This is a genomic window from Brevibacillus sp. BC25, from assembly GCF_000282075.1.
GTDB lineage: Bacteria > Bacillota > Bacilli > Brevibacillales > Brevibacillaceae > Brevibacillus.
This window is the reverse complement of record NZ_AKIX01000003.1, coordinates 40,667-67,566: the sequence shown is the minus strand read 5'-3', so window position 1 is coordinate 67,566 and position 26,900 is coordinate 40,667. Positions and strand designations below refer to the sequence as shown.

27 protein-coding genes and 1 pseudogene are annotated in these 26,900 nt (G+C 48.7%); 9 read left to right on the top strand and 19 right to left on the bottom strand.

The features are described 5' to 3' along the window. The 5 genes and pseudogenes from PMI05_RS00380 to cysK all read right to left on the bottom strand — a co-directional run. Positions 1–465: pseudogene (locus tag PMI05_RS00380) on the bottom strand (hypothetical protein); the annotation flags it as partial. 115 nt (positions 466–580) lie between these two features. Continuing rightward, positions 581–1,798 (bottom strand): hypothetical protein, encoded by a 1,218-nt coding sequence (locus tag PMI05_RS00375; protein ID WP_039959880.1) that lies wholly within the window; start codon positions 1,796–1,798, stop codon positions 581–583. 126 nt (positions 1,799–1,924) lie between these two features. Further along, positions 1,925–2,254 (bottom strand): YuzD family protein, encoded by a 330-nt coding sequence (locus PMI05_RS00370; RefSeq protein WP_007715795.1) that lies wholly within the window; start codon positions 2,252–2,254, stop codon positions 1,925–1,927. A gap of 29 nt (positions 2,255–2,283) precedes the next feature. Continuing rightward, the gene (locus PMI05_RS00365) at positions 2,284–3,417 is read right to left on the bottom strand and encodes a bifunctional cystathionine gamma-lyase/homocysteine desulfhydrase (RefSeq protein WP_007715791.1); all 1,134 of its coding nucleotides are present in this window, start codon (positions 3,415–3,417) and stop codon (positions 2,284–2,286) included. A gap of 1 nt (position 3,418) precedes the next feature. After that, entirely contained in the window at positions 3,419–4,342 is a 924-nt protein-coding gene (cysK, locus tag PMI05_RS00360; protein WP_007715789.1) for a cysteine synthase A, read from the bottom strand. A 195-nt stretch (positions 4,343–4,537) separates the two neighbouring features. On the opposite strand from cysK, the gene PMI05_RS00355 reads away from it, so the two are divergent. Then, complete coding sequence (locus tag PMI05_RS00355; protein ID WP_007715787.1) at positions 4,538–4,765, top strand: NifU family protein; 228 nt, start codon at positions 4,538–4,540, stop codon at positions 4,763–4,765. 51 nt (positions 4,766–4,816) lie between these two features. Here the strand turns inward: PMI05_RS00355 and PMI05_RS00350 are convergent, their stop codons facing one another. Genes PMI05_RS00350 through PMI05_RS00340 form a run of 3 tightly spaced genes read right to left on the bottom strand, consistent with a single transcriptional unit; the run spans position 4,817 to position 7,723 of the window. Beyond that, positions 4,817–5,725, bottom strand: a complete 909-nt coding sequence (locus tag PMI05_RS00350) for an alpha/beta hydrolase (protein WP_007715785.1) — start codon at positions 5,723–5,725, stop codon at positions 4,817–4,819. After that, positions 5,722–6,681, bottom strand: a complete 960-nt coding sequence (locus PMI05_RS00345) for a D-glycerate dehydrogenase (RefSeq protein WP_007715783.1) — start codon at positions 6,679–6,681, stop codon at positions 5,722–5,724. Before PMI05_RS00345 ends, PMI05_RS00350 begins: the two co-directional genes overlap by 4 nt. After that, positions 6,638–7,723, bottom strand: a complete 1,086-nt coding sequence (locus tag PMI05_RS00340; RefSeq protein WP_007715780.1) for a hypothetical protein — start codon at positions 7,721–7,723, stop codon at positions 6,638–6,640. Before PMI05_RS00340 ends, PMI05_RS00345 begins: the two co-directional genes overlap by 44 nt. Before the next feature lie 165 nt (positions 7,724–7,888). On the opposite strand from PMI05_RS00340, the gene PMI05_RS00335 reads away from it, so the two are divergent. Next, positions 7,889–8,404: a phosphatidylglycerophosphatase A gene (locus PMI05_RS00335; protein WP_007715778.1), complete on the top strand. Its 516-nt coding sequence runs from the start codon at positions 7,889–7,891 to the stop codon at positions 8,402–8,404. Here the strand turns inward: PMI05_RS00335 and PMI05_RS00330 are convergent. The 4 genes from PMI05_RS00330 to PMI05_RS00315 form a co-directional block, all read right to left on the bottom strand. Continuing rightward, positions 8,399–9,178 (bottom strand): TIGR01457 family HAD-type hydrolase, encoded by a 780-nt coding sequence (locus PMI05_RS00330; RefSeq protein WP_007715776.1) that lies wholly within the window; start codon positions 9,176–9,178, stop codon positions 8,399–8,401. The genes PMI05_RS00335 and PMI05_RS00330 overlap by 6 nt on opposite strands. A 136-nt stretch (positions 9,179–9,314) precedes the next feature. After that, the gene (locus PMI05_RS00325) at positions 9,315–10,556 is read right to left on the bottom strand and encodes a DUF4073 domain-containing protein (RefSeq protein ID WP_007715775.1); all 1,242 of its coding nucleotides are present in this window, start codon (positions 10,554–10,556) and stop codon (positions 9,315–9,317) included. A 309-nt stretch (positions 10,557–10,865) separates the two neighbouring features. Beyond that, positions 10,866–11,495, bottom strand: coding sequence for a metalloregulator ArsR/SmtB family transcription factor (locus PMI05_RS00320; protein WP_007715773.1), 630 nt, complete (start codon positions 11,493–11,495; stop codon positions 10,866–10,868). Between the two features lie 111 nt (positions 11,496–11,606). Further along, positions 11,607–12,041: a DUF86 domain-containing protein gene (locus PMI05_RS00315; protein ID WP_007715770.1), complete on the bottom strand. Its 435-nt coding sequence runs from the start codon at positions 12,039–12,041 to the stop codon at positions 11,607–11,609. A 395-nt stretch (positions 12,042–12,436) separates the two neighbouring features. Here PMI05_RS00315 and glpX point away from each other — a divergent pair, with 395 nt between their 5' ends. From glpX to PMI05_RS00295, 3 genes are all read left to right on the top strand, one after another. Continuing rightward, positions 12,437–13,411, top strand: a complete 975-nt coding sequence (glpX, locus tag PMI05_RS00305; protein ID WP_007715768.1) for a class II fructose-bisphosphatase — start codon at positions 12,437–12,439, stop codon at positions 13,409–13,411. A gap of 12 nt (positions 13,412–13,423) precedes the next feature. After that, positions 13,424–13,693 (top strand): DUF3055 domain-containing protein, encoded by a 270-nt coding sequence (locus PMI05_RS00300; RefSeq protein ID WP_007715766.1) that lies wholly within the window; start codon positions 13,424–13,426, stop codon positions 13,691–13,693. 153 nt (positions 13,694–13,846) lie between these two features. Further along, on the top strand, positions 13,847–14,287 hold the full coding sequence (locus PMI05_RS00295; protein ID WP_007715763.1) for a hypothetical protein: 441 nt from the start codon (positions 13,847–13,849) through the stop codon (positions 14,285–14,287). A 68-nt stretch (positions 14,288–14,355) separates the two neighbouring features. On the opposite strand, the gene PMI05_RS00290 is transcribed toward PMI05_RS00295, so the two are convergent. After that, positions 14,356–15,021 carry a YutD family protein gene (locus PMI05_RS00290; RefSeq protein ID WP_052006400.1) on the bottom strand — a complete coding sequence of 222 codons (666 nt, stop codon included), beginning with the start codon at positions 15,019–15,021 and terminating at the stop codon, positions 14,356–14,358. A 79-nt stretch (positions 15,022–15,100) separates the two neighbouring features. Here PMI05_RS00290 and PMI05_RS00285 point away from each other — a divergent pair, with 79 nt between their 5' ends. After that, positions 15,101–16,108, top strand: a complete 1,008-nt coding sequence (locus PMI05_RS00285; protein WP_052006399.1) for a YhcN/YlaJ family sporulation lipoprotein — start codon at positions 15,101–15,103, stop codon at positions 16,106–16,108. A gap of 70 nt (positions 16,109–16,178) precedes the next feature. Here the strand turns inward: PMI05_RS00285 and lipA are convergent, their stop codons facing one another. The 4 genes from lipA to PMI05_RS00265 all read right to left on the bottom strand — a co-directional run bounded on the left by lipA (position 16,179) and on the right by PMI05_RS00265 (position 21,190). After that, positions 16,179–17,081 carry a lipoyl synthase gene (gene lipA, locus PMI05_RS00280; RefSeq protein ID WP_007715756.1) on the bottom strand — a complete coding sequence of 301 codons (903 nt, stop codon included), beginning with the start codon at positions 17,079–17,081 and terminating at the stop codon, positions 16,179–16,181. A 101-nt stretch (positions 17,082–17,182) separates the two neighbouring features. Next, entirely contained in the window at positions 17,183–19,378 is a 2,196-nt protein-coding gene (locus PMI05_RS00275) for an ATP-binding protein (protein ID WP_007715753.1), read from the bottom strand. Continuing rightward, the gene (locus tag PMI05_RS00270; protein ID WP_007715750.1) at positions 19,375–20,502 is read right to left on the bottom strand and encodes a DNA repair exonuclease; all 1,128 of its coding nucleotides are present in this window, start codon (positions 20,500–20,502) and stop codon (positions 19,375–19,377) included. Before PMI05_RS00270 ends, PMI05_RS00275 begins: the two co-directional genes overlap by 4 nt. A 136-nt stretch (positions 20,503–20,638) precedes the next feature. Next, on the bottom strand, positions 20,639–21,190 hold the full coding sequence (locus tag PMI05_RS00265; RefSeq protein WP_007715747.1) for a DJ-1/PfpI family protein: 552 nt from the start codon (positions 21,188–21,190) through the stop codon (positions 20,639–20,641). 205 nt (positions 21,191–21,395) lie between these two features. Here PMI05_RS00265 and PMI05_RS00260 point away from each other — a divergent pair, with 205 nt between their 5' ends. The 3 genes from PMI05_RS00260 (at position 21,396) to PMI05_RS00250 (ending at position 24,670) form a co-directional block, all read left to right on the top strand. Then, positions 21,396–22,403, top strand: a complete 1,008-nt coding sequence (locus tag PMI05_RS00260; RefSeq protein WP_007715743.1) for a M23 family metallopeptidase — start codon at positions 21,396–21,398, stop codon at positions 22,401–22,403. Between the two features lie 104 nt (positions 22,404–22,507). Then, the gene (locus tag PMI05_RS00255; protein ID WP_007715741.1) at positions 22,508–23,116 is read left to right on the top strand and encodes a TetR/AcrR family transcriptional regulator; all 609 of its coding nucleotides are present in this window, start codon (positions 22,508–22,510) and stop codon (positions 23,114–23,116) included. Positions 23,117–23,137: 21 nt separating this feature from the next. Continuing rightward, positions 23,138–24,670 carry an aldehyde dehydrogenase family protein gene (locus tag PMI05_RS00250; protein WP_039959876.1) on the top strand — a complete coding sequence of 511 codons (1,533 nt, stop codon included), beginning with the start codon at positions 23,138–23,140 and terminating at the stop codon, positions 24,668–24,670. Positions 24,671–24,692: 22 nt separating this feature from the next. Here the strand turns inward: PMI05_RS00250 and PMI05_RS00245 are convergent, their stop codons facing one another. Beyond that, the gene (locus PMI05_RS00245) at positions 24,693–25,811 is read right to left on the bottom strand and encodes a Ger(x)C family spore germination protein (protein ID WP_007715737.1); all 1,119 of its coding nucleotides are present in this window, start codon (positions 25,809–25,811) and stop codon (positions 24,693–24,695) included. Beyond that, positions 25,808–26,896, bottom strand: a complete 1,089-nt coding sequence (locus tag PMI05_RS00240; protein ID WP_007715735.1) for a GerAB/ArcD/ProY family transporter — start codon at positions 26,894–26,896, stop codon at positions 25,808–25,810. Before PMI05_RS00240 ends, PMI05_RS00245 begins: the two co-directional genes overlap by 4 nt. Positions 26,897–26,900 lie beyond the last annotated feature (4 nt).

The following is a 26,900-nucleotide window of genomic DNA, read 5'->3' as shown; positions in this document are numbered from 1 at the left end:
GGCTGGTTTGTTGTTTTCAAAGGTAGCGATTACGTGGCTGTAAACCCCGCCGCTTCCGCCAGTCGCTGTTTTCACGAAGGCATCCGCAACATGATCACCCGTGAAGTCTACGAGAGTCAGCTCGCCTTCATAGCCGCCAAGCTCTTTGATATCCGTTTGGCTATATGCGCCGGATTTTCCGTCTTTCACTACGATGTTCATATTGGAGGAGTAGATGTCATCCGCTTTTTCTTTTTCGCCAATCAGATATACGACGTCATCCTTCTTATCGCCATTCACGTCAGCTGTTTTTTGATCGATCACATAGGTGTTTTTCGCGAGCTTCAGTTCAGCTGCGGCAGAAAACAACTTTCCTTTTTCAGAGTCTGCGTGAGCTACTTGTGTATTCATTGCAGAAAATCCAGCTACGCCTACAACTCCTGCAAGCAGCAAATATGTAACAGGCTTCATCCATTTTTTATTCATCGTTATGGCCTCCACTAGATGGTAAGTTATTGGTTACATTTACTACTATAGGACGAAGCCTGCTCTATTTCGTTACAGAATGTTTACGAATGATATACAAAAAGTAAACAGTACGCTACTTGACGTTATCCAGCACACTTTTGATAATGGCAGTGGAGTCTTGACGGATACTCAGGTTGTAGTGCTTTCTTACAGCTTGGTAGACGGCATTCAGATTTTTGCTGCTTTTGTTTTTACGATAAGCGGCAATCCCCTTGGAAAAATTAGGGTGGTGGATTAGATCGCGACTCCAGTCCCATGCCCGAGGCTTTAGGGCATCCTTGCGTGCTTGATCGAGCATTTGGGGAAACTTCGGAATAAAGTACTGCCCGATTTTTCTACTAGCATTTTGGTATTCTTGGGACTCTGTAATAGAGGAAACAGGATCATCATTATAGGGCTTTCCATTGACTGAAATGAGATCTCGCGGTTGTGTCGGCACCATGCCCGGTGCTAATTTCACCTGATAGTACTCCCAACCTGATTCGGTCTTTTTCCCGGGAAGAATGAGTTTCATAAAATGCTGCAGACGATCATACGCATGCTCCTGCGCGTATTTTTCCGGACCGGATTCCATGCTAAGCGGTGAATCAGGATAAATATAGCCTTCGCTATCTACTACATAACCCGGCAAGCCTACTTCAACTGCCCAGCGCACAGCAACATTCTCCGAATCCTTCAGATCAATTCCTCCGTGGTAAGGTCGAACGGTTCCGAACATCCGATACAGAACGGTCGCGACGAACTCCTTCGTTGCGATCCCATCGTCGATCTCATTTGGCATGACGTAACCGGCTTGAACAAGAGGCTGCAGGCGGGCATTCATATTGATTTGGGCTCTGGTCTCTCGTAAAGCTCGCCCCTCTTTTGAATAGGCGTCCGTATTCTTCTTAATGCCTTGGTCTAGCTCATCCAGATTCATGTCAGCCGGATATGCTGGAGGTAGATTACCGATAAAGTGATACAGATTCCAGAGAAATCCTTTTTTCGAGGATAAGAATTTCAAGCGATAAGAGAAATACATTTTGTGATACGATTCTTCCGTTTCCATGTCGATCATATAGTCATCGGATGAATAAGGGCGCAGTTGCAAAGGCAATGGATGCGGATTAGTAATAGAGACCATCTGAACATTCAAAAACAAGTATTTTTCCGGATTGGGCGGAAGTTTATATGTAATTCGGTAGCTCGCTGTGTTTGCTTCTGCAATATTTGTAGCAGATGGGGTAACAAGTACGGTGGATAAAACAAGGGAGCATGCTAGAATGCCAAATACCATCTTTTTTCCAAACATAGAAAAATCACCCTTTTTCTTTTGATGCTAGTTAAACGCTTCTTGGCCGTCGAAGTTGCGCTCAGACTATTACTCTAAAAAGAAAAACGACCAGATATAGATCATCTGGTCGTTTCTTGAGCGATCTTATTCTGCCAAAGAAGCAATCGGCTGTACGCCCATGCTCTCCAGCTTTTCATAGATATCTTTTAACTTCGGATTTCCCTCACCGACAATTTCCCCGGAAATTACGACAAGCGGATACCATAAATCTTCCTCGATAATGCGATTCGCCCAGCTTTTGTCATCGTCTGTCTGCGGCTGTTGAAAGTCGCTATAAACGATGCGGATGCTGTCACTCCCATATTTGCGAGAGAGTGCCGCCTCCAGCCACTCGGCTGTTTCCTTTGCAGATGGCAAATTGACGCAGCTTGCGCACAATTGCTCTGTCCCAAAAACCTTGATATCGACAGTCACTATATCCGCCCTCCCCCGGGTCAGCTAGCTTAGGACAATGCTTGGTCCAGGTCCTCGATCAAGTCCTGAACATCTTCAATACCAACAGAGATGCGCACCAAGCCATCCGTAATGCCCAGCTCAGCACGGCGCTCTGCCGGGATAGAAGCATGTGTCATGCGTGCAGGTACGCTGATCAAGCTCTCCACTGCACCCAGCGATTCTGCCAGCGTATAGTATTTTACCTTTGCCAACACTTCGTCAGCACGCTCTGCGCTGCCTACGTCGAAGGAAATCATGCCACCGAAGCCACGCGCTTGTTTTTGAATCAGCTCATGACCAGAATGGCTGGACAAACCAGGATAAATGACGCGTTTGATGTCGCTGCGCTCAGACAGCCATTTTGCCAGCGTACGAGCATTGTGCTCATGCTCTTCCATCCGAATTCCCAGCGTTTTCATACCGCGCAGCAAGAGCCAAGAATCTTGTGGTCCAAGCACACCGCCAATTGCATTTTGCACAAAATGGAGGTCTTCGCCCACTTGCGCATCTTTTGCTACAACCAGACCTGCTACTACGTCGCTGTGTCCGCCCAAATATTTTGTTGCGCTGTGGAACACGATGTCAGCTCCGAGATCCAGCGGATTTTGCCAGTAAGGTGTCATGAACGTGTTGTCTACCACGAGCAGCACGCCTTTTGCTTTCGCGATGCCTGCCAACGCGCTGATGTCGCTTACTTTCAGCAGAGGGTTTGTCGGTGTTTCCATAATGATTGCTTTGGTTTCCGGGCGAATTGCCGCCTCTACTGCTGCCAGATCACTCGTATCTACATAGGTTGCTTCCAGACCCATACGGGAGAATACACGTGTAACGACGCGGTAAGTACCACCGTATACATCGTCACCTACCACGAGATGGTCGCCTTTGTTGAACATGGAGAGGATGGTAGACAGTGCCGCCATACCAGAACCAAATGCAAAGCCGCGAACGCCGCCTTCGATTTCTGCGATGTATGTTTCCAATGCGTGACGGGTCGGGTTCCCGGTACGGGAGTATTCAAAGCCCTTGTGAACACCAATGGCTTCCTGTTTATAAGTACTTACCTGGTAAATTGGAACGGATACGGCTCCTGTATGTGGATCTCCATCGATTCCGCCGTGGATCAGACGAGTTTTGATACGCATCTTAAATTCCCCCCTGGTAAATTTTCTTGCTTAGATAACGTTCGCTGCCGTCGGCAAACAGTGTAACGATATTAGTCCCCGGAGCTGCTTCTCTTGCTTCGCGCAGTGCCGCTGCCATGGCTGCACCTGAGGAGCTGCCTACGAGCAAGCCTTCCTTGGCTGCCAGTTGCTTAACCAGATCGAATGCTTCCACATCGAGAATCGTGTGAATGGCGTTGAAGTAGCTCGTATCCATGAACGGAGGCAAAAACTCCATGCCGATCCCTTCTGTTTTATGCGGGCCGGATTCTCCCCCATTCAAGATGGAACCTTCTGGCTCGACAATTACTGTTTTTACATTTGGGTTTTGTTCCTTCAAGTAGCGAGCAGCACCCATGAAAGTACCGCCAGAACCCGCGCCTGCCACAAATACGTTTACTTGCCCATCCATTTGACTCCAAATTTCTGGACCTGTTGTTTTGTAGTGTGCGTCTGGATTCGCCGGGTTAGCAAATTGCTGTGGAACAAAAGCACCTGGAATGGATTCTGCGAGTTCTTTTGCCTTGGCGATTGCACCCTTAATCCCCAACTCTGTCGGTGTATTGACGACTTCTGCTCCGAGGGCACGCATCAGCTCTTGCTTTTCCTCAGAAAACTTCGCTGGTACACAGAAGATGACTTTATAACCAGTTCCTACAGCGGCCAGCGCTACACCAATTCCTGTATTTCCTGCTGTCGGTTCGATAATGGTACCACCTGGGGCCAATTGGCCATTCTCCTCTGCGGCACGAATCAACTCCATGCCGAGTCTGTCTTTTACGCTGCCTCCTGGGTTAAAATACTCCAGCTTGGCGAACAAGCGGACACCTTCAGGGAGCTCAAATTGTGTAATTTCGACGATCGGCGTATTACCAATCAGTTCCTTCACATTGCGAAATACGTTCACGAAGATCTGACTCCTTATATTGAAGTACTTGCTTCTTTCTTTTTCATTATAACATGCAAAGATTACAAAAAGTCCATGCTACTAAACTTCGGTGTGTCTGCAGAACTTCAAAGTGTCAACAGGGCATGTAAGCCATGGATTTCTCACCATGGTATGATTATAATAAAGGAGAGGTTGGAAAGGAGTGAATGTAACATGGATATCATGGATCAAGTACAAGAAGTTCTCGATAAACTGCGTCCTTACCTGCAACGTGACGGCGGAGACGTACAACTCGTTGATGTAGAAGATGGCATCGTGAAGCTGCGCCTGATGGGTGCTTGCGGTAGCTGCCCTTCCTCTACCATCACCCTGAAAGCAGGAATCGAGCGTGCACTGGTGGAAGAAATCCCAGGCATCAAAGAAGTTCAACAAGTATTCTAATCCAGTCACATCGACATGAAAGCAGCTACAGCAACCGCGTAGCTGCTTTTTTCATTTCCCTTTTTCCAAAAAGGCAATGACGCGCTTCCCGTATTCATCAGGAACTAACGCATAGCTGCGGACGTGACCCGCTCGCGGTACGATCCAAATCTCGGAATCTTCGTCTTGGGTCAGCCCAAAGAGTCGTTCGCTGTTTACCAGTGGGATCGTCGTATCGCCTGTCCCGTGTATAAAAAGAATCGGTTTGTTCGCTTGCTGGACTGCCTGATACGGATTGACGTCTCGCGGGTTGGCTCCTAGCAAAACAGGACACAAGGTAAGAATGAGCCAGTTGAATGGAACTCGGGGCAGGCCCGTCCACTGCGGCAAGTTCTCAGCCAAGTATTCACGCAAGGAATAGAACGGTGAATCTGCCACAATCGCTGTGATGCGGTTATCCACTCCGCCAACCATCAAGGAGGTTGCCGCCCCCATGGAAAATCCGACGAGACCGAGACTGTGCTCCGGCTTCTTCGCTGCTGCGAAATCGATGGCCCCAAGCAGATCTTGCTGTTCTCGAAGACCAATCGTAGTCAGTGCTTTGCTGGACTCCCCTGCATTGCGAAAGTCGAACATCAATACATCAAAGCCGGCCTGAACCAGTCTTGCAGCCAGAGACAACGCTGGCAGATGTGGCTCTAATCTGTTTTGACTATATCCGTGAGCAAAGACCAGCGTTTTTCCATTCGAAACCCGCCCATTTTTTTCTGCCGACAGGTACCATCCAGCCAACGAAATCTTTGTTTCCCTGCTCGAAAAAACAACGGACTCCGCCTGTTCGATTCCAAAATCTCGGGGTTCCATATGAATCGGTTTTCGTACAGGATGCGTCAAGCGCCAGGTTACGTGAAACGAAACGGCTACTGCTGCAATCAAGAGAAGCACGAAGAGGCCTGAAATCAAAACAAAAAACGTGTTCATACGGCAGTCAGTGGTCCCCTTCCACTTAGCACCGCTACGATGTTAGCAGCAGCCAGCCTCGCCATCTCCGCCCTCGTTTGCACAGTTGCACTACCGATATGTGGTAATGCGACTACATTCGGCAGTTGCAAGAGCGGGTTATCCATCGGGACAGGCTCAACCGCAAAAACGTCCAGGCCTGCCGCCCAAATTTTTTTATCTACCAACGCTTGGTAAAGTGCGGACTCATCGACTGTCCCACCGCGAGAAACATTGATAAACACAGCGGTTTCTTTCATGAGCGAAAATTGTTTTTCCCCCATCAACATGCGTGTGTCCTCTGTTAGCGGGGTAAGCAGAACGACGTAATCGGACTCTTGCAGAAGCTCCGCCAAATCAGCATACCGTGCGCCCGTCTCTTGCTCAGCCTGTGGTTTGCTATTCCGGTTGTGATACAAGATCCGCATGCCAAATCCTTTGGCGCGTCTCGCCACCGCTTCCCCAATTCGTCCCATCCCAATAATCCCCAGAGTCGAACCATATACATTTTGTCCAGCCATGAGGGTCGGACTCCACGATGTCCATTCCCCCTGCAATAAAAATCGATTGGCTTCCGTCAATCGGCGGCCTGTTGCCATCAATAATGCGAAAGCCAAATCGGCTGTAGACTCTGTCAGCACATCGGGCGTGTTGGTTACGATGACCTCGTGTCGTCTGCACGCTTCCAAATCAATATTGTCGTAACCGACCGCCATGTTCGCCACGATTCGGAGTCGTTTTGTACACGCCAAAAATTCCTCGTCCACTCGTTCTGTCAGCATGGTCAAGACGGCATCTACATGCTCAATCTTTTCCAGCAACAACTCACGCGGTATCGGCGTATTTTTTGTCCATTGCTCGACCTGGGCTACTTTTTCAAGCATCGCGATCACTTCAGGATTGAGTTTCCTTGTAACGAAAACTTGTCGCTTGATCATCTTTTTTCCTCCACAACCAATCAATTTGTGGAATGGATACGTCATAACGCTGTGCAATGAATAGGGGGTACTTACGAAGTCCGTCTTCTATTTTCGTTAGCTCGTCTTCCAACTGCGTTTGCCATGCTTGGATGTTGACTTCCTGGCGCTCTTCTACCGGCAACTCCATATAGGTCTCCACGAGCTTCAAAAATCTGCCTGGGTAGAGCATGAGCGCAAAAATCACGGCATATTCATCTGGCTGCAGAGCAGAGACGCTGTTGTAGCCGTCGAGAAAGCTGGTCACAGCCTCTTCATTCCAGCCGTTTCGCTTTGTCTCGGCTTTGATCCACTGCCCCACATCACGAGTACGCATATCAAGAACCCAGTTCCATTCACCTGCCATTAGACGTACATCCTTCTCTTTCCATAGCATATACCCTTGATCAAAATTTTGGTAGGCTACTTTCCCGAGACCAGCTGTTTCCTTCACAACTTTATCGTATCCAGCATCCAACAAATATTGAACGGACAATTCACCGAGCTGAGTAATGTACGTGAAGCAGGTCAACAAATATTCATCCATTGGCGCGAGCTCTACATTTTCCTCATCCATCTCATCCCGATACTCATTAAAATTCCGTAGCTTTTTGCGCCACGTGCTCGGCCAGTTGCCAAGAGAGCTAAAGGGGATAAACATCTTGTCTGATGAAAAATCACTCGTGGCCAGATGGAACTGTGCGAGTGACTGACCACTGGAATAATGTGGATTGTCGGGTACAGCCTCTCGCACGCCTCTGTATAAATAGTAAAGCTGCTCATCATCGACGAAGTGAGCCTGCCCGCTTGTTGTGTTCACCAGCTTTAACAAGCGGATGTTTTGCTGTTGACTCAAATGCTGTTTTACTTTCTCAATAAACTTGCTTTTGTATTTATATCCGGCTGGCGCCTCGAACATGTAGTAAAGGCCTCGATCTGTTTCGAGTACCTTGCCTGCCCCCGTCGTGCGATATCCCTGGAGTTCAAAACCGTACTTCTCCTGAAGAAGATCTTTTTCTTCCATACAGTCGTTCCACCCTCCTTGCATACTGCTCTTCTGGCATTGTATGTCATTAGATCGGGATAGGTGCCTATCTGTATGCAGATACTAGATGCATTCATGCCGACTTTCTGGGTGCTGAAAAGTCGGATTTTTGAACACGCACGTTAAAAAGGAGGAACCACAAGCATGGGTGAGCATCCACTAAATAGCGAGAGTTGTCTGGACTTCGTTATTGAGCTTTTGGAAAAACGAGGAGTCAGTATGAACGACATTGCTGAAATTGTCATGTTCCTGCAGTCAAAATACATCCCGGACATCACCTTGGACATGTGCCTGGACAGTGTTGCTGCCGTCTTGAAAAAACGTGAGGTCCAAAACGCGTTGCTGACCGGGATTCAACTCGACATCCTCGCAGAACAAAAGCAGCTGCTGCCTCCGCTCCAGGCGATTATTGAATCAGACGAGCCTTTGTATGGCATAGACGAGGTACTCGCCCTCGCCATCGTCAACCTATACGGGAGCATTGGATTCACAAACTTCGGTTATGTAGACAAGCTGAAGCACGGCAAACTAGCCGATCTCAACGACAAGCGTTTTGGTGTCCATACTTTTTTGGACGATCTCGTCGGTGCGGTCGCAGCAGCCGCCTCCAGCCGTATTGCCCATCGCCAGAAGCAGCAGGAGGAGTGCGCAGAATCATAGGGAGATTCGTTGCTGCCATTCAGGCAAGTCTTCCGCAATATAGGTAGGCGCAGCATGATGCTTGTCTGCCTCTTCGCGCGTGGAATAGCCTGTCAAAACGAGCAAGCTGTCTAAGCCGCTGTTGGCACCTGCCTCAATATCCGTATATAAATTGTCCCCGACGATCAGCGTGTCAGCCGCAGCAGTACCAAGTTGATCCAGAGCGTAACGGACGATGATGGACTCCGGTTTGCCAATCACGATAGGTTTGGTCGCGGAGGCAACGGAAACGGCTGCCACCAGTGAACCATTGCCGGGGAACAGACCAGCATCCGTCGGCAGGGCTGCATCTGCATTTGTAGCGATAAAAGTTGCTCCTGCACGGATAGCGCGTGCGGCGATCGCCAGCTTTTCATACGTAAAAGCACGATCAATCCCGACAATGACATAAGCCGGATCCTCTTCTGTAATCACATAGCCTGCATCCGTCAGTTGATCATGTAAACCCGCCTCTCCAATCACGTAGACGTGTGTACCCGCTGGTGCTTGCTCTCGTAAATAGGTAGCGGTCGCCATACTCGTGGTATACACGTCCCGAGCCTGTGCTTCTATGCCCATCGTTACCAGTCGTTCTGCGACGTGCTGTGCAGAGGCTGAAGAATTATTAGTCAGGAACAAATACGGAATCTGATGAGTTTTTAAGTGGGTGATGAATGCTGCTGCTCCCGGAATCGCTTCTTTTCCCCGATAAATCGTCCCATCCAGATCAAGCAAATAGCCTTTGTATTGTTTCACGTTGTTCCATCTCCCATCTGTTCTCGTAAGCCGGTTGTACAAGCTCTCCCCTCTTAGTGTAAACCTTCGTCCTTTCTATCGCAAAAAAACAGGAAACGGCTTTGAACCGCTTCCTGCTTTTTACAATCCAATCTCGTTATTTCTTGAATTTGACCATAATTGGCGTACCGGCTTCCAGGTTCATTTCCCCTTTATGACGGACATACACGTTCTGGTATCCTGGAAATGTCGGTGGATTTTCGGGATCATATTCCCGCCAGTTTCTTGGCTTGCCAGCTGCGTACTCCATGTATTCCGTCGCGTTAACAAGCACATTATCATCATCATCCGCCTGTACATCCGGCGGCAGCTGCTCGATTTTTCCATAACGGATGCTGAGCTTCTTAATTACCTTGTCGTGTTGGTAGTCATACGCTTGGATGACGACATCATTCCCGTACACCTGCAAGCGCAGTCCTTGCTTGAAATCTCCTCCATCCGGCGTGACTTTTTCGCCCCCGTCTGGACCTGCTGACATCCATCCCGTTTCAATGCCGGCCGTGTTTACGACGGTAAAGCCGCGTTTATCTCCGCCTTTGACTTTCTTTTTGCCTGCCCAATCCGGCAGGTTCAGATCCCAATGGGTGTGGCTCGAAAAGAAAACAACTTGCGGATAGTCCTTCAAGATGTCAAGGAGCTTGTCCACATCCAGGTAATCGTTCGTGTATGGATTTTGTCTGGAGCCCGAGATACTGTCCGGAAGCACATGGTGGGAGAATACAAAAATGGGCTTATTCTTGTCCTTCTTGCTATAACGCTTCAGATTATCTTTCAGCCAATCCAGTTGCTCGTCGCTCATGTATACTTCATCCCACAATTTTGGCTCGTGGTATTTCATGTATTTTTCTGTGCCGAGGAAGAGGAAGGGATATCCATCGATTTCTTTTTGGTGATAGACTCTGTCTTCTCCACTGAATTCGTAAAAGTTATCGAACAGCTCTTCTTCCGTTGTGCCGTTTGGCCATGTACTTTGTGCAAGCGTTTGGGGATTCTTCCACTTCGGCACATAAAACTCATGATTGCCAATGCTGGACCACACATTTTCAGGGTGAGGATTTTTATCGAGCACATCTTGCACGGCTTGATATTCAAAATCGTAACCGCGAGGAGTAATATCACCGTTAATGATTAGGGCTTTGGATTTTGGATTTTCCTCATTGATGTCTTGCAAAACGTGACCAAAATCTCGGAGGTCTCCTTGGATGTCACTGATCACGTCAAATGTCATCGTCATCTTTTTCTCGGGAAATTTGTCTTTTGCATGAACAGAATCAACGATTGGCAGAATTCCACCCAACAAGATGGCAGAAGCAGCTATACTTGATACCATTTTTTTCATTACGGATCTCTCCTCATCTGTTTTTCGTCACGACGGCTATCCAGTTTACCAGTATTATCCTGATAACATTCCGCCTTTCTGTTGTTTTTTGTGTGTTTGATTGTTTTTTACACTATAAATAGTAGATGTCCAACATAAAGAAAACGTTAAAACAACATTAAGATTGAAAGAATGGAGCAAAAAGGTACTTAATGCCTGCCTGATTATAGAAAAAAAGGCACAGGACTCTAACCGAATCCTGTGCCGGGGAAATCTTGTAAACAAAAGAAAAAATCCACCCAGCTCGAGTGGACTTTCGTTATGGCTAGCTTATTTTGCTTCCTTGATGTGAAACACGCATTTGTCCCCGCCTTTTGCCATGCATGTGGTTTGTTCGACATTGGCATTCAAAACCCGACGGAACAAGGAGAGCTCACAGCTGCACGCTTGGTTGAATTCACGAGCTACTTGCGAGATTGGGCAATTGAACTCCTGAATCCGATAGCCGTCTCCATTTTCGTCCTTTTCCCATTCCACCATGTAGCCTTTATCGTTTTGCAGCTCGGCCAGCTTAGCTACACGATTTTCCAAGTCACCTTGCATGTGGGAGCGATAAGTCTCCTCCAAGCGATTCTCGCGGCGTCTAAATAGCATCTCTATTTTGGACAAACCATCGATTTCCTTTATGTCTTGTAAAAAATCTAATGTCAAATGAGAATAATTGCGCGGGAACAGTTCGTCAGCTTCCTGCGACAATGAATAAACATTCGTTGGGCGTCCCATCGCTTGGCGAACAAGCGTAGACTTGATCAAATTATCTCTCTCCAGGGTGTTCAAATGACGTCGAACCGCCATTTCAGTAATCCCTAGCTCGACGGCCATGTCGCTGACAGGGAGTGAACCTTTGACCTTGAGCATGTGCAGGATTTGATCACGAGTGGACGTTCCTTCGTTTGTCATACGTATCACCGTCCTTTCTCCCTATTGTAGTGGATCAAGACGTTTTAGTAAACAAACGAAAGTCTTTTGTATAAAATATCCGCTACGTTGGTTATGGATTGAAAACACTTTTTAAAACAGTTCTTTTTTCAGAAAGGCTCTCACCTGTGGCTCAAACTGGCGAATGGTACCGGCAGCCTCTTCTACCAGGCTGTACATCTCATTGACCGGCACAGTTGTATAATCATTGACCAGATGCTTGCGGAAATCAGTTACACGTGTCAGGATCAAAGCCTGTTCATCCGTGATAACTTGCTCATCCCGTAAAATTTCCACGATGTCGCTGTAGCTTCCTGGATCGCGCATAATGAATCCATCGATCAGCGCGTTTCCGACATCCACTATTCCTTCGATAGACAAGTGCAGGGCTCGCTCCATCGCTACAACAGCAACTTCATCTGCCAAAACCGCTTCGGCTCCTCGTTCGCTGAGCTTGTCCAACAGATCAAGCATACGAGACATATGTTCCAATACTTGGTCGATTCGTTTTGTATTCACGTCGTACATATATTTCTCCTTACTTTCGCTTTTTTGATTTGCGTTTTGAGTAGTAAACGGTAAACACAAATGTTAGCACCAGGACGAGAAGCACCAATTCCCCTTCCTGCAAATAGGAATTGCTCACCGGTTTCACCTCTTTTCATCCCTCAGTATACCAAATTTGTACGACCTGTCACGAATCACGTTCGTCTTTTGATCACGTAGTTGTACCAGGGGATTATTCGACATCGAAAGTGACGTTCACCTTTCAAAGTCCGGTGCTCATGTAGATCCCCTACACTCCGCTCCTCCTTTTCAGGTTCTCGCCACTTTCTCGGTGCTGAAAAGACGAATCGGTGATAACTTTATGTTACAATGATGGGGTGAATTTTTGCCGGCAAGCATAAGGGGAGGAACACACTGTGGAACGCGAATTGGCTCTGGAAATTGTGCGGGTAACGGAAATGGCTGCACTCGCCTCTTCTCACTGGATGGGACGCGGGAAAAAGAATGAAGCAGATGGAGCAGCGACCAGCGCCATGCGCGCCATGTTTGATACGATCAACATGAGGGGTACCGTCGTCATTGGCGAAGGTGAACTGGATGAGGCCCCCATGCTCTATATCGGTGAAAAGCTCGGTAACCCGGAAGCAGGCGGTCCTGAGGTAGATGTGGCGGTTGATCCGCTAGAAGGAACGACGATTGTCGCCAAGGGTCACAACAATGCCATGTCTGTTATCGCCATCGGTGATCGTGGAACACTTTTGCATGCACCAGACATGTACATGATGAAAATGGCCGTCGGCAAACGTGCTGCCGGACTAATCAACCTTTACGATCCCGTGGATAAAATGATAGAGGTTGTAGCAAAAGCAAACAACAAGCGCGTGCAAGATGTGACGGTCATTATTCAGGAACGCGACCGCCACCAGGCGATTATTGACGCCATTCGTGAAAAGGGTGCGCGAGTGAAGCTTTTTGGAGATGGCGATGTGGGTGCTGCGATTGCTGCTTGTCTCCCGCATACAGGGATTGACCTGTTCTTGGGTATCGGTGGTGCGCCAGAGGGCGTGATCAGTGCCGCGGCGATCAAGTGCCTGGGTGGCGACATGCAAGCCCAGCTCAAGCCGCAAAACGACAGCGAGCGCGAGCGCTGCATCAAAATGGGGCTAGACAATCCAGAGCAGCTCTTGACGCTGAACGATCTGGTCAAAGGGGACGACGCCATTTTTGCGGCAACAGGCGTCTCTGATGGAGAGCTGTTGCAAGGCGTGCGCTATCTCGGTGATGATATGGTGGAAACTCATTCGATCGTCATGCGTGCTAAAACCAAAACCATTCGATTTGTCCGCGCTGTACACAATACCGAACACAAACCAAATCTTTTATGGAAGTAGAGGGACACCTATATGGCAAATGATTTGTTCTACTTGTACGACGAGGCTGAGGATACTCGGACGCGCTTTGTCAGCTTCACGGGCGAAGCTACGCGTTTTGACCTCGCGATTACAACGACCAGCCGTTTTTATGGGAAGGCGATTGTCATCAACATTCAAAATGGACGCTCCGCTATTATTGGACATGATGATCTGGAAGAAGAAGGCTATCTGGAATTCGCGTTCAACTTGAACGAGCGTGAAGCAGAAGAATTGAAATCATTTTTGGAAGCAGCCATTTAATTCACCAAAGGAAGAGCGATTGTAGGCTCTTCCTTTTTTTATTTGTAGCCCCCGCCCAATTCCTTCTGGACAATGCTCCTTACAGGCGTATGCCTCGTATACTGCTACTGCACAGATGCACAGACAGATACCGAGAGGAGTGCGAATCGCATCATGCAATCTTATCCATACGACCAAAGCTCTTACGACCAAAACCAATACGATCAAACTCAATATGAGCAAAACGAATACGATCAAAACCAATTTGTTCCTGCACAATATGACCAGCCACCTTATTACTCAGCAGACCAGGATTTTCAATACATTCCAGAAGATCAGGCTCATCCAGTCTTTTTCCGTAGAAGACGAGGTCCTGAGGTCGTTGTCGTCCCACAACCATATCCTTGGTGGGGATGCAATACATGCTGGCCTGGCTATTGGCCCACATGGGGCTGGCCTGGTTGGGGTGGAGCACCAGGTGGTTTTGGTGGACCCGGTGGCTTCGGTGGACCAGGTGGTTTTGGTGGACCCGGTGGCTTTGGTGGACCCGGTGGTTTTGGGGGACCTGGTGGTTTTGGGGGACCTGGTGGTTTTGGGGGACCCGGCGGTTTTTAGATCGAAAAACGAAAAGAGCCCTGACATACAGGGCTCTTTTTTATGCTTCGGTTATTCTGATTCATTTTTTAGGATTCACGCTTTGGTGTATTTGGTCCTGTTGGGACTTTATCGCGTTCGCGATTGGGTTTCAATTGATTGGGACGGCGCTCTCGTGAGTTGGAGTCCTTGCCGTTTTTATCGGGTCGATCCTTTTGAAACTTTGGCTTCTCCCCGCGTTCATTTCTCCCTGCCCCATTGCGATCCGCGCCAGCATTGTTCTGGCGATCCTGTTTATTTTGACGCGGGTGATAGCGTCTGCGTTCTTTTCGCTCTACATAGGGCGAAGAGCCACCCTCTTCACGAGGAATGTCCTGACGAATATCAATAATGACATCAAAGGCAGCTTCGTCTTGCCCGCTTTGGTCGTCCCCGTTGCCAACGTTTGCTTTTACCTTGCGCAAAACGAAGTACGGACAACCAAAATTGCAGAACTCATGCAGGTACTCATCCAAAGCGGCGATCCGCTGCTCGAACGGTACTTTGCGATTAGCGTCAGTATAAAACCCACGAAGACGAAGCTGACCATAGCCCCAGTCCCCTACAATATAATCGTACTTGTCGAGGATGTCGCTATAGCGCTCCTTGAACGCTTCAAGGTTCCAGCCGTCTCGATTTACTTCCATGACTTCATAAGTACCGGCTTGCGTGCGAATCAAACTCGCTTCCTCCTTACGCATGTATACTACGTCCATCTTATCATATTTCACGCAACATGAGCTAAATTTCCCACGATAACTGACCTGTGCCTTTGGACATTCTATCGTGTAGGGGGTGTTACCATTGAAAAAGACATGGTTGTATCCTGCAATTGCAGGTATTGTGCTCTTGGCTTCTGGTTGTACCAACAATGCTGCGCCTAACTACACGCATCCGAACAAGACGATGTCGTACCAGTCTGCTCCGCACGTTCGAAATTTTGATGGGATGCACGTCCGTAACTACGATGGCATGCGCTCGACGAACATCGACGGGTATCATCACACTCGTAATTACAACGGTACAAACACCACTAATTTCGACGGGCTTCATGTCCGCAACTATGACGGAACACGTGATGGAACACGTGATGGACTCCACGTCCGTAATGGTATGGGACTGACCAACAATGCTGGGATTAACTATGGTGTATATCCAAATGGTACCTATCCACATGCAAATGTAAACAACTACAACGCCTACACAAGCGGTATGAGACCGTACAATGCCTTTACGGATCATAAAGCTGGTATGGGTACAACAGGTATGGGTACAGCAGGTGTTTACAATACTCCGACTGGAAGACACCATTCCATTTATCAACAGCATGCTTGGAACCGCGGTGGAGCAGGAGTCATGCAAACCGGAATGCCACGCATGGGCTATGCGCAGACTGACCGTCAGCATATGAAAACCGCCAGTGTAACAAACGTCTATGTAGACCGTGATGCATTGGCAAAAGCTGTAGGGAATGTCACTGCCAGTTGCCCTGGCGTTCAGCGTTCTACAGTCTTGGTAACGGATAAAGAAGTTTTTGTAGGTGTGCACACACAAGGAGCAGATGCGCACACAGCGAAAAAACAAGCAAAAATGAACGCCGAATCGGTTTCACCACGCTATTACAAAGTGTATGTTACCGATAATCCGAATGACATCCAAGAAATCGCTCGTGTAGCAAGTCGCTCCAGCAACGTGAGTACAGCGCGTACAGAAGATGCGAAAAGCATTGAAACGCTTATCAAGCGTATGGGTGGAACATCCCATAACGTGAAGGCAACACACAAAGCTACAACCAGTCGCTAAAGCCCTCTCCCCCATGTAGTGAAAAACCCCCTCTTTTCCGCTCGTATAGGGCGGTTGAGGGGGTTACTTATTATTGCGCTTTCGGCATGGATTCTTTTGCAATCGTTTCCTTCGCAGCACTCGCCTGCTCGTGAGCGTGGTATGAGCTGCGTACTAATGGCCCTGACTCCACGTGACTAAAGCCACGCTTCATACCTTCATCCTTCAAGCGAGCGAATTCATCTGGATGGTAAAACTTTTCTACCTTCAAATGCTTCTTGGTTGGTTGCAAATACTGGCCAATCGTCATGATGTTGACGTCGACAGAACGCAGGTCATCCATCGTTTCGATGATTTCCTCCATCGTCTCGCCTACACCAAGCATCAGACTGGACTTCGTCGGAATGCTCGGCTGGAATTCCTTCGCCTTTTTCAACAGTTCCAACGTCCGATCGTATTTGGCTCTTGCCCGTACGCGATCTGACATTCGGCGAACTGCCTCAATGTTGTGGTTTAATACGTCAGGCTTTGCGTCCATGACCACTTTTAACGCATCCCAGTTCCCCATAAAATCAGGAATCAATACTTCTACGGAGGCAAACGGCAGTCTACGACGAATCGCACGAATCGTATCGGCAAAAATCTGTGCGCCTCCATCTGCCAAATCATCACGAGCAACGGAAGTAACAACGACATGCTTCAAACGCATTTGTTCTGCTGCTTCTGCTACACGTTCTGGTTCAGCTGTATCCAGCTCCGTCGGTAGTCCAGTTTTTACTGCACAAAACCGACAGGCACGGGTACATATATCACCCAAAATCATGAAAGTTGCTGTACCGCTTGCCCAGCATTCATGAATGTTGGGGCATTTTGCTTCTTCACAAACGGTATGTAGCGTCTTCGTGCGCATGGTTTGCTTAAGCTCTTTAAAGCTGGCTAGTTCTGATCCTGAAACAAGGTTGATCTTGAGCCACTCCGGCTTGCGTTGCGTCATAGGGCTCACTCCTCATGTGACATCATGGTACAAGACAATAACAATCTCCATTATAGAGGTTGGATTTCAGAGGGGCAACCTCTTTCCTCCCCCGGAAACAATTACCCGATCCGATGCACGGCATGGCGGTTCCCTTGACGAAGCAATGGCTCCAGCATGCGCAGCTCTCGTTCATGACAGGTGAAAAGAAACACTTGCTGTTCTTGTGCCAACATCGCTACATATTCAAGTGTTCGACGCAGGCGCTCTTCATCATAATGGACAAAATGATCATCGAAAAACAGCGGCAATGGCTCCGACTGCTTGGCATGATGCACCAAGGCCAAACGCTGGGCAAGGTATAGCTGATCAATGGTCCCAGTGGAACATTGGTCCTGTTCGAGCACTATTTGCTTGGTGGGTTCCAGCAAACGGACGGCAAATCCGTCACGGGGATCGAGTCTGACATCCCGATACGCTCCCCCTGTAATATGCTCGATGATCTCCGAAGCCTGCTGGTTCACAGCAGGTGTGCTATCCCGCCGCCATTCCCCTACTGCCTCCTGCAGCATTTCCCGAGCCAACTGAAGGGCATCTCGCTTATTTTGCAGCTGACGAAGTGTTGCCTGCGCTTCCTCAAGCTCATCAGTCGCGCGAGATAATGACAGGCTCTCATGAACCGCCATCTCCCCATTTCCTCTGGCCATTTGTTCCCGTAGCTCCTGCAGTCTCGCCTCAATCTCCACCATTTCGATACGCAATTTGCCTTGCTCGGTCTCAAGCGCGTTTTTTTCCTGATCAAGGAAGGTCCGAAGTGCCTCCCCCCAGCTTGCAGACAGATCGGCCTCCTGCTTCGTTTTGGCCATCTCCGATAAAAGCTGCTCAGATTGTTGTTTGCGTGTGCTTTTCAGTAGCACTTCCCGTCTTTCCAAAAATGTATCCCAATTACTCGCCCCCCATTTCTGAACGAGTGTGGTGAGTTCAGCATCGAGCGAAGCGATCTCTTCTTGTACCCTTTGACTTTCCTGTACCGCATCATGATCTGCTGTCTGTTTGAGTCCGCCCGTACTCCCTTTTACTCGCAGCAAGAAAACCCCAAAGCCGAACAGCAACAAAGCGGCAGTCGCAGAAATTCCTCCCAGAACGGGATGCCCACTCACGAAACCGATTAACCCGAGAACAGACAGTATCCCTGCTCCGCCCCACATGAGTGCAGCTCCCCTCTTTCTTTTCGCCTGATTGCCTTGTCGGGTGCTGCGTGAGGCTGTACTTCGCGGACTTGTAGAAAGGGCCGATACAGCCAATGTCGCCAAACGAATATGCAAAGCTTCTCGCTGTTTGAGCAATTGTGTGCCTTTTTCATAATCGTGTTGTAAGGGTATGAGCTGGTCATCACTCAGTTGTACGGCTTCTGTCGGCATGTTTACCTCAGTGAAGCCACGTCTTGCCTCTTCGTGAATAGCCAACTCAGCCTCAGAGCGAGCTGTTTGCTCCCACCACGCCCAGTCTTGTTGACTGACAGGAGCATGACTTCGTTGCCAGCGTTCCTGCAACGCTTTTGCTTGTCCGGTTGAGCGCTCTAGACGCTGCTGCAATCGGCTGCGCCGCTGCTCTAATTGCTGACATTCTTCTGTGGCTTCCGCTATTTGCAGCGTCAGTTGGCTGATCGTTCGCCATGCTGCCTTTGCGTTTTCCTTCTCCTGCTCTTTTTGCGCCACCTTCGTAGCGGCTTTTCCCAAAAGTGTATTTTCGGCCCGTTCTTTCTTGCCGATGACCGCAACCTCCCGATCCAGCTCCGCCAAAATTTGTTGGACAGCCGGATTGGCTTCTTCCGCAGTCGTAAAAGTCGGAATCAAATGCTCAGCCGCTTGAAGCGGTTCCCTCCTGATCCACGTCAAATCCGTAAATAAACTGCGTGTAAGGCCCGTATGCTTTTCGATAAAATTCCGTTCCTTGCGTCTGTCTTCCAAATAAAGCTCAGTCATTTCCGTCCATTCGGGGTCCAAAAAGAGGCGCGCCTCCTCCCGTTCCTTCGTCAACTGACGATGCAGGCGATAGGTTTTGCCCGCTAATTTGTACGTAATGATCGTTTCGTACGCACCACTCTGCCACGGACGGTATTTTTCATATTCAGGCAAGTATCTTGCTGATTTGACGTAATCGCGCTTCATTCCATACAAGGCAGCGAAAATACCTTGTAGGATCGTTGATTTTCCTGACTCATTGGGGGCATAAAACAGATTGATGCCTGGAGCAAAACGAAAGGTAGCATCCTGCCATTTTCCGAAGCCCCCCAGCACTAGCTCCTCAATTTTCATCGAATGGTCCCTCCAATCCGCGCCAAAGCCTCTTGCTTGGCTAACCTGACGATTTCTCGCTCGTCCTCATTTTGGGCACGGGACTCCGCCTCTGCCAGCTTGGAAAGCCATCTCCCCCAGACACCACCCTCTGCGATCAGCTTGTCCTCATCTACATCAGGCCAGGTCCGGTCTGTCAGCTGCAGCATAAAAAAACGGGAAAATCGCTGTTGAAGGACGGACAAGGGAGGCTGAAAATGCGCAGCACGTTCCCCTGTCAGCGTGATGTACATCAGATCGGAATCCTGTTCCTCTGCGAGTTGCTGCTCCATCCGGTCAATGAGCTGCTCAGTGGTTTCGACTCCTTTCCCTTCGATTTCCAGCTTTCGAATTTTACGTGACTGGACAGGAATCTCCGTGAGCTGCAATCTGCCATCATGATCCAGCTCTCCATACAAAACATTTCGTTCTCCCACTTCCTTACTCGTCAATCCTTCTGGAGAGCCTGGGTAAGCTGCGAGCGGTTGTTTTTTGACGGGATGCATGAATTGCTCCGGCTTGTGGATGTGTCCCATCGCAACATAGTCCATGCCCGTCTGTACGAGCTGCTGCAAGGTAACAGGCGCATACGGATGATGCTCTTCGTCTCCTAAATTGGAAAGCACACTAGCATGCAGAACCATCAGATGATGGGCATACCCTTCCAATTTGCCTGGAAACGTATCGAGTGGCGACTCGTACACATGTGGCTGCCCGAAGCCCCAGCCGTAGATTACACACGACTTTTCGGGAAATTCGTACACACCCCACTCCGGTGTAAACCAGTAGACGTTCCCTGGCCATTCCAATGTTTGATAAAACGAATCCGCTCGCCACGGATCGTGATTGCCAGGTGCGATCACGACAGGGATTGGTGCGATGCTGGCAAAAAGATCACGTAAAAACATCGCAGTTGATCGTCTTCCCCCGTGGTATTCGAGCAAATCTCCGGCAATGAGCCAGAAGTCTGCTTCCTTTTCCCGAACGAGGTCACCGATTCTTTTCATCGTTTGACGAAAATCATCCTGACGTAGCTCGTATCGCTCCCCCAACATTTGAAGCGGCGCATCCAGATGGACATCCGCTGTATGAATAAATGACAGCACGATCAAATCCACTCCTCACATGAAACAGACGAACATACTTTCCCTTTATGATACAGAGGAAAAGGCTGGATGAAAAGCATCTGTCAGAACGAAAAAACTTCCGCCAGCAATGACGGAAGTTTGGAGGACTTGGTTTTTACTTGAGCAAACGGAGGAATTCACGCATGAAGCCTGGCAAGTCTGGCCATGCATGTCCGGAAACAAGATTGCCATCGACATGGAGCGTTTCTGTTTGGTAGATCGCCCCGCACGCTTCTACATCAGGTCTGCATGCCTGGTAAGCTGTGATTTCACGTCCAGCTAAGTGTTCGCGAACAATGGTCAATACTTGAGAGCCATGGCAGATGGCTGCGACTGGCTTGTTCGTCTCGAAAAAGTGCGCCACAATCGGCTTCAGGTGCTCATTGAGCCTGATATGCTCAGGTGCTCGTCCACCGGGAATAATCAAGGCGTCAAACGCTTCAGGGTTAATGTCTGAGAATGCAACATGGGCGGGAAGCTGATAAGCTGGCTTTTCTGTGTATGTCTCACTGTGTGCTTCGAAATCATGGCAAACGGTGTGCAGGGTTTTCACGCTTGGTGCTGCAATGACCGTTTCATACCCTTCTTCCGAGCAGCGGTAATACGGATAGAAAACCTCCAGTGCCTCTACAGCGTCGCCTGTTACAATCAACACTTTTTTGCTCATCACACAGCCTCCTCAGGTCGATTTTTAAGGAATCACTCCTCCTGATTTCAATTCTTTGGCTGTACGGTGTGCTCCTGCCTCCTTTCCTGCAAATTTACAAAACTTTCCTCGCCAACAGCCAAAAAGCTTTCCAAAAGTATCTTGGATAATCCACTCCAACTGGTAGAAACTACAACAAAAGACTACGAGGCAGGAGGGAGACGGCATGCGAGTTTTCCGCCTAATCATTCAGATCAGCTTGTGCGTGGTTGCAGCTATTTCACCACTAGAATCCGTCGCCGGAGTTGCTCCGTCCGCCAATGAGCAAGACCCGGTTCTTCTAGAGCGCTTGCAAGTTTTTTTGCGCTTGGAATCGATGTACGGCATTCCGTGGAATTATTTAGCGGCCATTGATCAATACGAGCGAACCATGAAAATACGCCGGAAGAAGCAGGAGCAAGAAAACGTTTCGCGGCTAACAGCTGTGGACATTCCAAGCGAACGTTGGGCAGGTGCATTCAATCCTGATGCAGAGGATACGAATCCGGTATCCATCCATTTTTTTAAAGGGATCGGAATCGATGGAGATGGCGATGGTGTCGCAGATCGTCATAACGATCTCGATGCACTCACTACCTTGGTTCACTACCTATCCCAATACGGCTTCTCCCACGAAGATTGGCAAATTGGTCTCTGGTCGTACTACCAGCGGGATCGTTCCGTGAAGACGATCAGGCAGTTCGCGCAGGTGTATGCAAAGTATCAACATCTGGACCTAGATGAGCGGCATTTTCCTATCCCCGCGAGGTACGAATACAGCTACCGTAGTACATGGGGTGCTCCGCGCGGCTGGGGTGGGCGTCGTATCCACGAGGGGACCGATATTTTTGCGAGTCACGGCACCCCTGTACTCAGCACAGCCTACGGAGTCATTGAGGTAATCGGCTGGAACAGGTATGGCGGATGGCGAATCGGCATGCGTGACATGGGCAATGTGTACCATTACTTTGCACATCTGTCCTCCTTTAAAAAGGGAATGAAGCCGGGTGACATTGTGGAGCCAGGAGAAGTCATCGGATATATCGGCAGCTCCGGATATGGGAAGCCTGGCACCTCAGGCAAATTCCCTCCCCATCTGCACTACGGTATGTACCGCGAAACAGGTGGCGCAGATTGGTCATTTGATCCTTATCCGTATTTACGACGCTGGGAGCGGCAAAAGAAGCGGCAATGAAGCCGCTTCTTTTTTTGGGCAGCTCTTTTCATTGACAGAAATCGTCCGTAAAAATACAATAAAAACAGAAAAACTGGACAGTCGTCCAAAAAAGAGGTGAGAAAGTGACTACCCAGAAAAAAGCCGAAGCAAAACGGGCATTTTTGATTGAGCAAGCGACTGCTTGTCTGGCTGAAAAAGGGTATGCACATGTTTCCTTGCGCGACATTGCCAAGGAATCTGGTGTCTCACTCGGCATTCTGCATTATTACTTTGCAAACAAAGAAGAGCTTTTGCTCGCTGTAATCTCTAGCTACAAAGGACGCTTTATCGAGGAATTGGAACGCGAAGTGCTCGCAGCTCCATCTGACGAATGGTCAGCTGCTCTAGCCCGTGTCTTGTGCCGAAGTCTACAAGAGGATCGGAAGTTGCATCGGCTCTGGTATGACTTGCAGGTACAGGCCATGTACGTTCCTGCGTTTGGTGATCAGGTAAAAGTGATTCGGTCCCGTCTGCATCAGCTCATCTCTCGTATGCTCGTACGGTTGCAGCGCGAAGAACAATCCTCATTGACCACCGACGAAGACTCCGCAATCTCACTCATTTACTCTGCAATCGACGGATTCCTTTTTCAATTTTTGCTCGATGATTTACAGAAGCCGGAAGAAGCGATTGCCCGTTTTGAACGGAGCTTTGCTCATTTGATGCATACACTCTTCTCTTCTGAATCCTAATCTCTTGAATCGAGGTGAATCATGATGGCAGTCATGTCCATGAAAAATCCCGCCACTGGTGAGCTGCTTGGCTCTTTACAGGAAGTAACTCCAGAACAAGTAGAAGACGCGATGACACGTGCGCGTCTTGCTTTTCCAGCTTGGTCCACTACATCGTTGGCCGAGCGTCTGAACTATTTGACACGGTTGCGGCACTATTTAGTCGATCACGGCGAAGAAATCGCCCGAAAAATTAGTGAGGCTACCGGAAAAGTTACATTGGAAGCGTACATGACCGAAATTTTCGTCACTGTCGACACGATTCGTTTTTATGAAAAACATGCCTATCAGATGCTGGCCGATCAGCTGGTACCAACCTCTATCGTGCTGTGGCCGAAGAAATCGTATATCCACTACAAGCCAATAGGTGTCGTCGCGGTGATCTCTCCGTGGAATTATCCGTTTCAGCTCGCCATCATTCCCGTATTATCTGCCCTCGTAGCAGGCAATACCGTTATTTTAAAACCTTCCGAGGTGACTGCTTCTACCGGACTTCTCATTGAAGAGGTGTTTTCCGCTGTCTCTATGCCGGATGGAGTCGTGACCGTCCTGCATGGAGGACGCGAAGCTGGACAGGCGCTGGTAGCTGCTCGCCCAGATAAAATATTTTTCACAGGCTCTGTCGCGACAGGCAAAAAAATTATGGCGGCAGCGTCGGAGCATTTGATCCCGGTAGAACTGGAGCTGGGCGGAAAAGACCCGATGATTGTGTTTGAAGACGCTCATTTGGAACGGGCAGCAAATGGCGCGGTATGGGGGGCTTTTACGAACTCCGGACAGGTATGTATGTCTGTCGAACGGCTTTTTGTCCATGAAAAGGTCTATCCTGAATTTCTCAAGCTGGTTACCGAAAAGACAAAAGCATTGCGCCAAAGCTATCCGAATCAGGCCGAGGTCGGTTCGATGACGTCTTCCCAACAAATCGGCATTGTCCGCGAGCATGTGAACGAAGCACTTGCTGCAGGCGCGACCGCAGTCACCGGAGGACTTCCTTCCACTGACAGCATGTATATCGCGCCGACCATTCTCGCAAACGTGACATCTGACATGAAAATCATGCGGGAAGAAACCTTTGGTCCAGTATTGCCAATCATGACTTTTGCAACCGAAGAAGAGGCTGTTCACCTGGCTAACAGCTCACCGTACGGGCTGAATGCCTCGGTATGGTCAGCCGATAAAACAAAGGCGGATCGAATAGCTCGTCAGCTCGACAGCGGCAATGTGTGCATCAATGACGTCATTATCAGCTACGCCAATCCCCATCTTCCTTTTGGCGGGGTCAAACAGAGTGGCATCGGCCGTTATCGCGGACCTTCAGGGTTGCAAGCCTTTACGCACAGCATCTCTGTCATCCATGATCCGGGCAAACGCAAGCGTGAGTTCAATTGGTATCCGTATACGAAAGATCAGGAGCTCACCTTTATTGGTTTGACGAACCTGTTGTACGGCAAGCTCCAAAACGTAAATCGCCGGACTTTGGGCGCAATCTGGCGCGAATTCAAGCGTCTGTTCTAACCACGCCGGAATGCTGCTACCCTTATTTCAGTGTACCAAAGCCGACTACATCCACATGAACCTTGACGTTGAATTTCGCTTTTTTATAAAGGGCGAGACCCGTTTCGCGTGTCCACTTGCCATAATATTTTTGGCGAATGCTCTCTTCGAGCTGCGCCGGGTCGACCCCTTGCTTTTGAAAACGTACCAGCATCTCCATGCTTTCCTTTTTAATCCGTTTCTCAAGCTCTTGAACCATGGTCCGAAATTGAGCCCGCTTCTCCAAATCCTTGCTGCCTGAATAGCCCACCAGCATCCCTCTTACCCGAAGCTCGATGTTGATGACAGGCTTTTTCAGGCTGCCTTTGCTCCTTACTTTCGTTTTTGCCCGCACAAAATCGAAGACGACCTTTTCCGTTTGTTTTTTACCTGTCTTCGTCTCGTGCTGGAACTCGAAGCTCATACGAGGCAAGCGTTCTCTACCCAGAAACCCCTGAACCAGCTTCCCCTCTCGCTGTGAGTACATTCCGATCATCCTGTCTACTCGAAAAAGGGCCGCCTTGGTGATCTGAACCTCTCCGTCACTGTGGATGAGATAAGGAACATTAGGGTCCATCGTGTTGCTGGTCATCATAAAAACAAAATCGTGAATGGTCGCAAAAGACGAAAAGGCCGTTTCCACTCGCGGACGGAGCAGGTTGTTCAAATACGTGTTGATTTCCGGCCTGTGGTTATAGGTTCCTTTGATGACATCTTTCGCTTTTCCTTTTACGATGGCAATGTATACATTTTCTCCTACAATCGGATTGCGATAGAGATCAAGGATGACTTTTCCGATCCCTACTTTTCGGGCGTATTCTTCACTGAACAAAATCACACGCAATTGCGAGAGGGACATGGTTCTCTCTGCTTTTGTCGCGAAATTCAGCATCGCCTCGCTCGTCATCGAGGCATAAGTCGAGTACACCTGCGTGGACTCCTTATTTTTGGAGGGAACTGGTACAGATACAGTGACATGTATCTTTTCACGATCCACATAATCGAAGCCCATAACCCCAATCATGGCCATGTCTTCCAGTGCTGGCTGTTCGAGTTCGCCCCCACAACCGCAAAGGCTGAGCATGAGGATAACCGTAACAATGAACCAGCTCGCCCTCTTCATGATACCCGCTCTCCTCTACCGAACCTCAAGGAATGAAGCAATAACAAAATAATCGGCCACAAGATCAATCCATAGGCCATATAAACAGAAACCTTGTCATAAATATAGCGTTGTTTTTCTACAGATAATGGCCCCACAATGAATAGAAACGAAATGATTGTCGGTAAAAGCAGATGCCACAGCCGAGTCTTTTCTGCCATCTCTTCAAGGCCAGTACGGGCAACCCACAAGTATCCCGTGCTCGTACTGAGAATGAGGAAGACCCAAAGACCAATCCCGAGATTTTCGATCCGCTCCAAAAAAGACAGCTCTACAGCCTTAAACAAATTCAAAACGGGATAAATGAGATTGTCCATTTGCCATTCGGAAAAATAAGCTACGCTTGTGATCAAGATCATGACGTACAACAAAACCACGATCCATACCCCAATCAGCACATGTTTGTGTGCCTTATTCTTCTCTTGGATATATGGGTAGAAAAACAGGACCAATTCATACCCAAGCATGCTCGCGTAAGAATTATGCACCGTTTCGGCTATACTTCGCCAATCTGTATTAAAAAGAGGAAAAATATGCATCATTCCTCCCTTTTGAAATCCGTACTGCAAAAGAAAAATCATCCAGCCCGTAAAAAAGAACGTTAGCAGGCAAAAACGCGCGATCAATTTGATGCCGCCGTTTGTAATGTAGACCATGACCAATGTCAATCCAAGCAAGGGCACTGTGACTGTCTGATTGCTCAGCATGGAGGTTTGCACCAGCCTAACGTATCCTTCATTGGCGGTAGATACGTTCAGAATGGCGTAGACGATGATCAGGATATTGAAACTGCGTCCCAGCCATTTTCCCAACAGCTTTTCGTGAATCCGAAAAAGATTATCCTCTGGATAGCGACGGCACAAGGCCATCATCGGAAATAGCGTTAGGCTGACGATGCATCCCAGCAAAATCGGAGACCACCACAGATTGTAGCCCATTTTGCTTGCATGATGAGCCAGTCCAAGTAAATTAACCCCCACCATCGTATTCATAATCAATCCGATTACCAGGATCGGATTCAGGCTGTGAATTCTCCCTCTATCCATCTCC

Bases quoted from the DNA above. Each gene is read 5' to 3' on its own strand.
- PMI05_RS00260 (WP_007715743.1), top strand. From the start codon at position 21,396: ATGCGAGTTTTCCGCCTAATCATTCAGATCAGCTTGTGCGTGGTTGCA.
- PMI05_RS00320 (WP_007715773.1), bottom strand. From the start codon at position 11,495: ATGACAAACGAAGGAACGTCCACTCGTGATCAAATCCTGCACATGCTC.
- PMI05_RS00325 (WP_007715775.1), bottom strand. From the start codon at position 10,556: ATGAAAAAAATGGTATCAAGTATAGCTGCTTCTGCCATCTTGTTGGGT.
- PMI05_RS00315 (WP_007715770.1), bottom strand. From the start codon at position 12,041: ATGTACGACGTGAATACAAAACGAATCGACCAAGTATTGGAACATATG.
- PMI05_RS00355 (WP_007715787.1), top strand. From the start codon at position 4,538: ATGGATATCATGGATCAAGTACAAGAAGTTCTCGATAAACTGCGTCCT.
- PMI05_RS00345 (WP_007715783.1), bottom strand. From the start codon at position 6,681: ATGATCAAGCGACAAGTTTTCGTTACAAGGAAACTCAATCCTGAAGTG.
- PMI05_RS00275 (WP_007715753.1), bottom strand. From the start codon at position 19,378: ATGAAAATTGAGGAGCTAGTGCTGGGGGGCTTCGGAAAATGGCAGGAT.
- PMI05_RS00350 (WP_007715785.1), bottom strand. From the start codon at position 5,725: ATGAACACGTTTTTTGTTTTGATTTCAGGCCTCTTCGTGCTTCTCTTG.
- PMI05_RS00240 (WP_007715735.1), bottom strand. From the start codon at position 26,896: ATGGATAGAGGGAGAATTCACAGCCTGAATCCGATCCTGGTAATCGGA.
- PMI05_RS00250 (WP_039959876.1), top strand. From the start codon at position 23,138: ATGATGGCAGTCATGTCCATGAAAAATCCCGCCACTGGTGAGCTGCTT.
- lipA (WP_007715756.1), bottom strand. From the start codon at position 17,081: ATGACGCAACGCAAGCCGGAGTGGCTCAAGATCAACCTTGTTTCAGGA.
- PMI05_RS00245 (WP_007715737.1), bottom strand. From the start codon at position 25,811: ATGAAGAGGGCGAGCTGGTTCATTGTTACGGTTATCCTCATGCTCAGC.
- PMI05_RS00340 (WP_007715780.1), bottom strand. From the start codon at position 7,723: ATGGAAGAAAAAGATCTTCTTCAGGAGAAGTACGGTTTTGAACTCCAG.
- PMI05_RS00290 (WP_052006400.1), bottom strand. From the start codon at position 15,021: ATGGACGTAGTATACATGCGTAAGGAGGAAGCGAGTTTGATTCGCACG.
- PMI05_RS00300 (WP_007715766.1), top strand. From the start codon at position 13,424: ATGGCAAATGATTTGTTCTACTTGTACGACGAGGCTGAGGATACTCGG.
- PMI05_RS00375 (WP_039959880.1), bottom strand. From the start codon at position 1,798: ATGTTTGGAAAAAAGATGGTATTTGGCATTCTAGCATGCTCCCTTGTT.
- PMI05_RS00295 (WP_007715763.1), top strand. From the start codon at position 13,847: ATGCAATCTTATCCATACGACCAAAGCTCTTACGACCAAAACCAATAC.
- PMI05_RS00365 (WP_007715791.1), bottom strand. From the start codon at position 3,417: ATGCGTATCAAAACTCGTCTGATCCACGGCGGAATCGATGGAGATCCA.
- PMI05_RS00265 (WP_007715747.1), bottom strand. From the start codon at position 21,190: ATGAGCAAAAAAGTGTTGATTGTAACAGGCGACGCTGTAGAGGCACTG.
- PMI05_RS00335 (WP_007715778.1), top strand. From the start codon at position 7,889: ATGGGTGAGCATCCACTAAATAGCGAGAGTTGTCTGGACTTCGTTATT.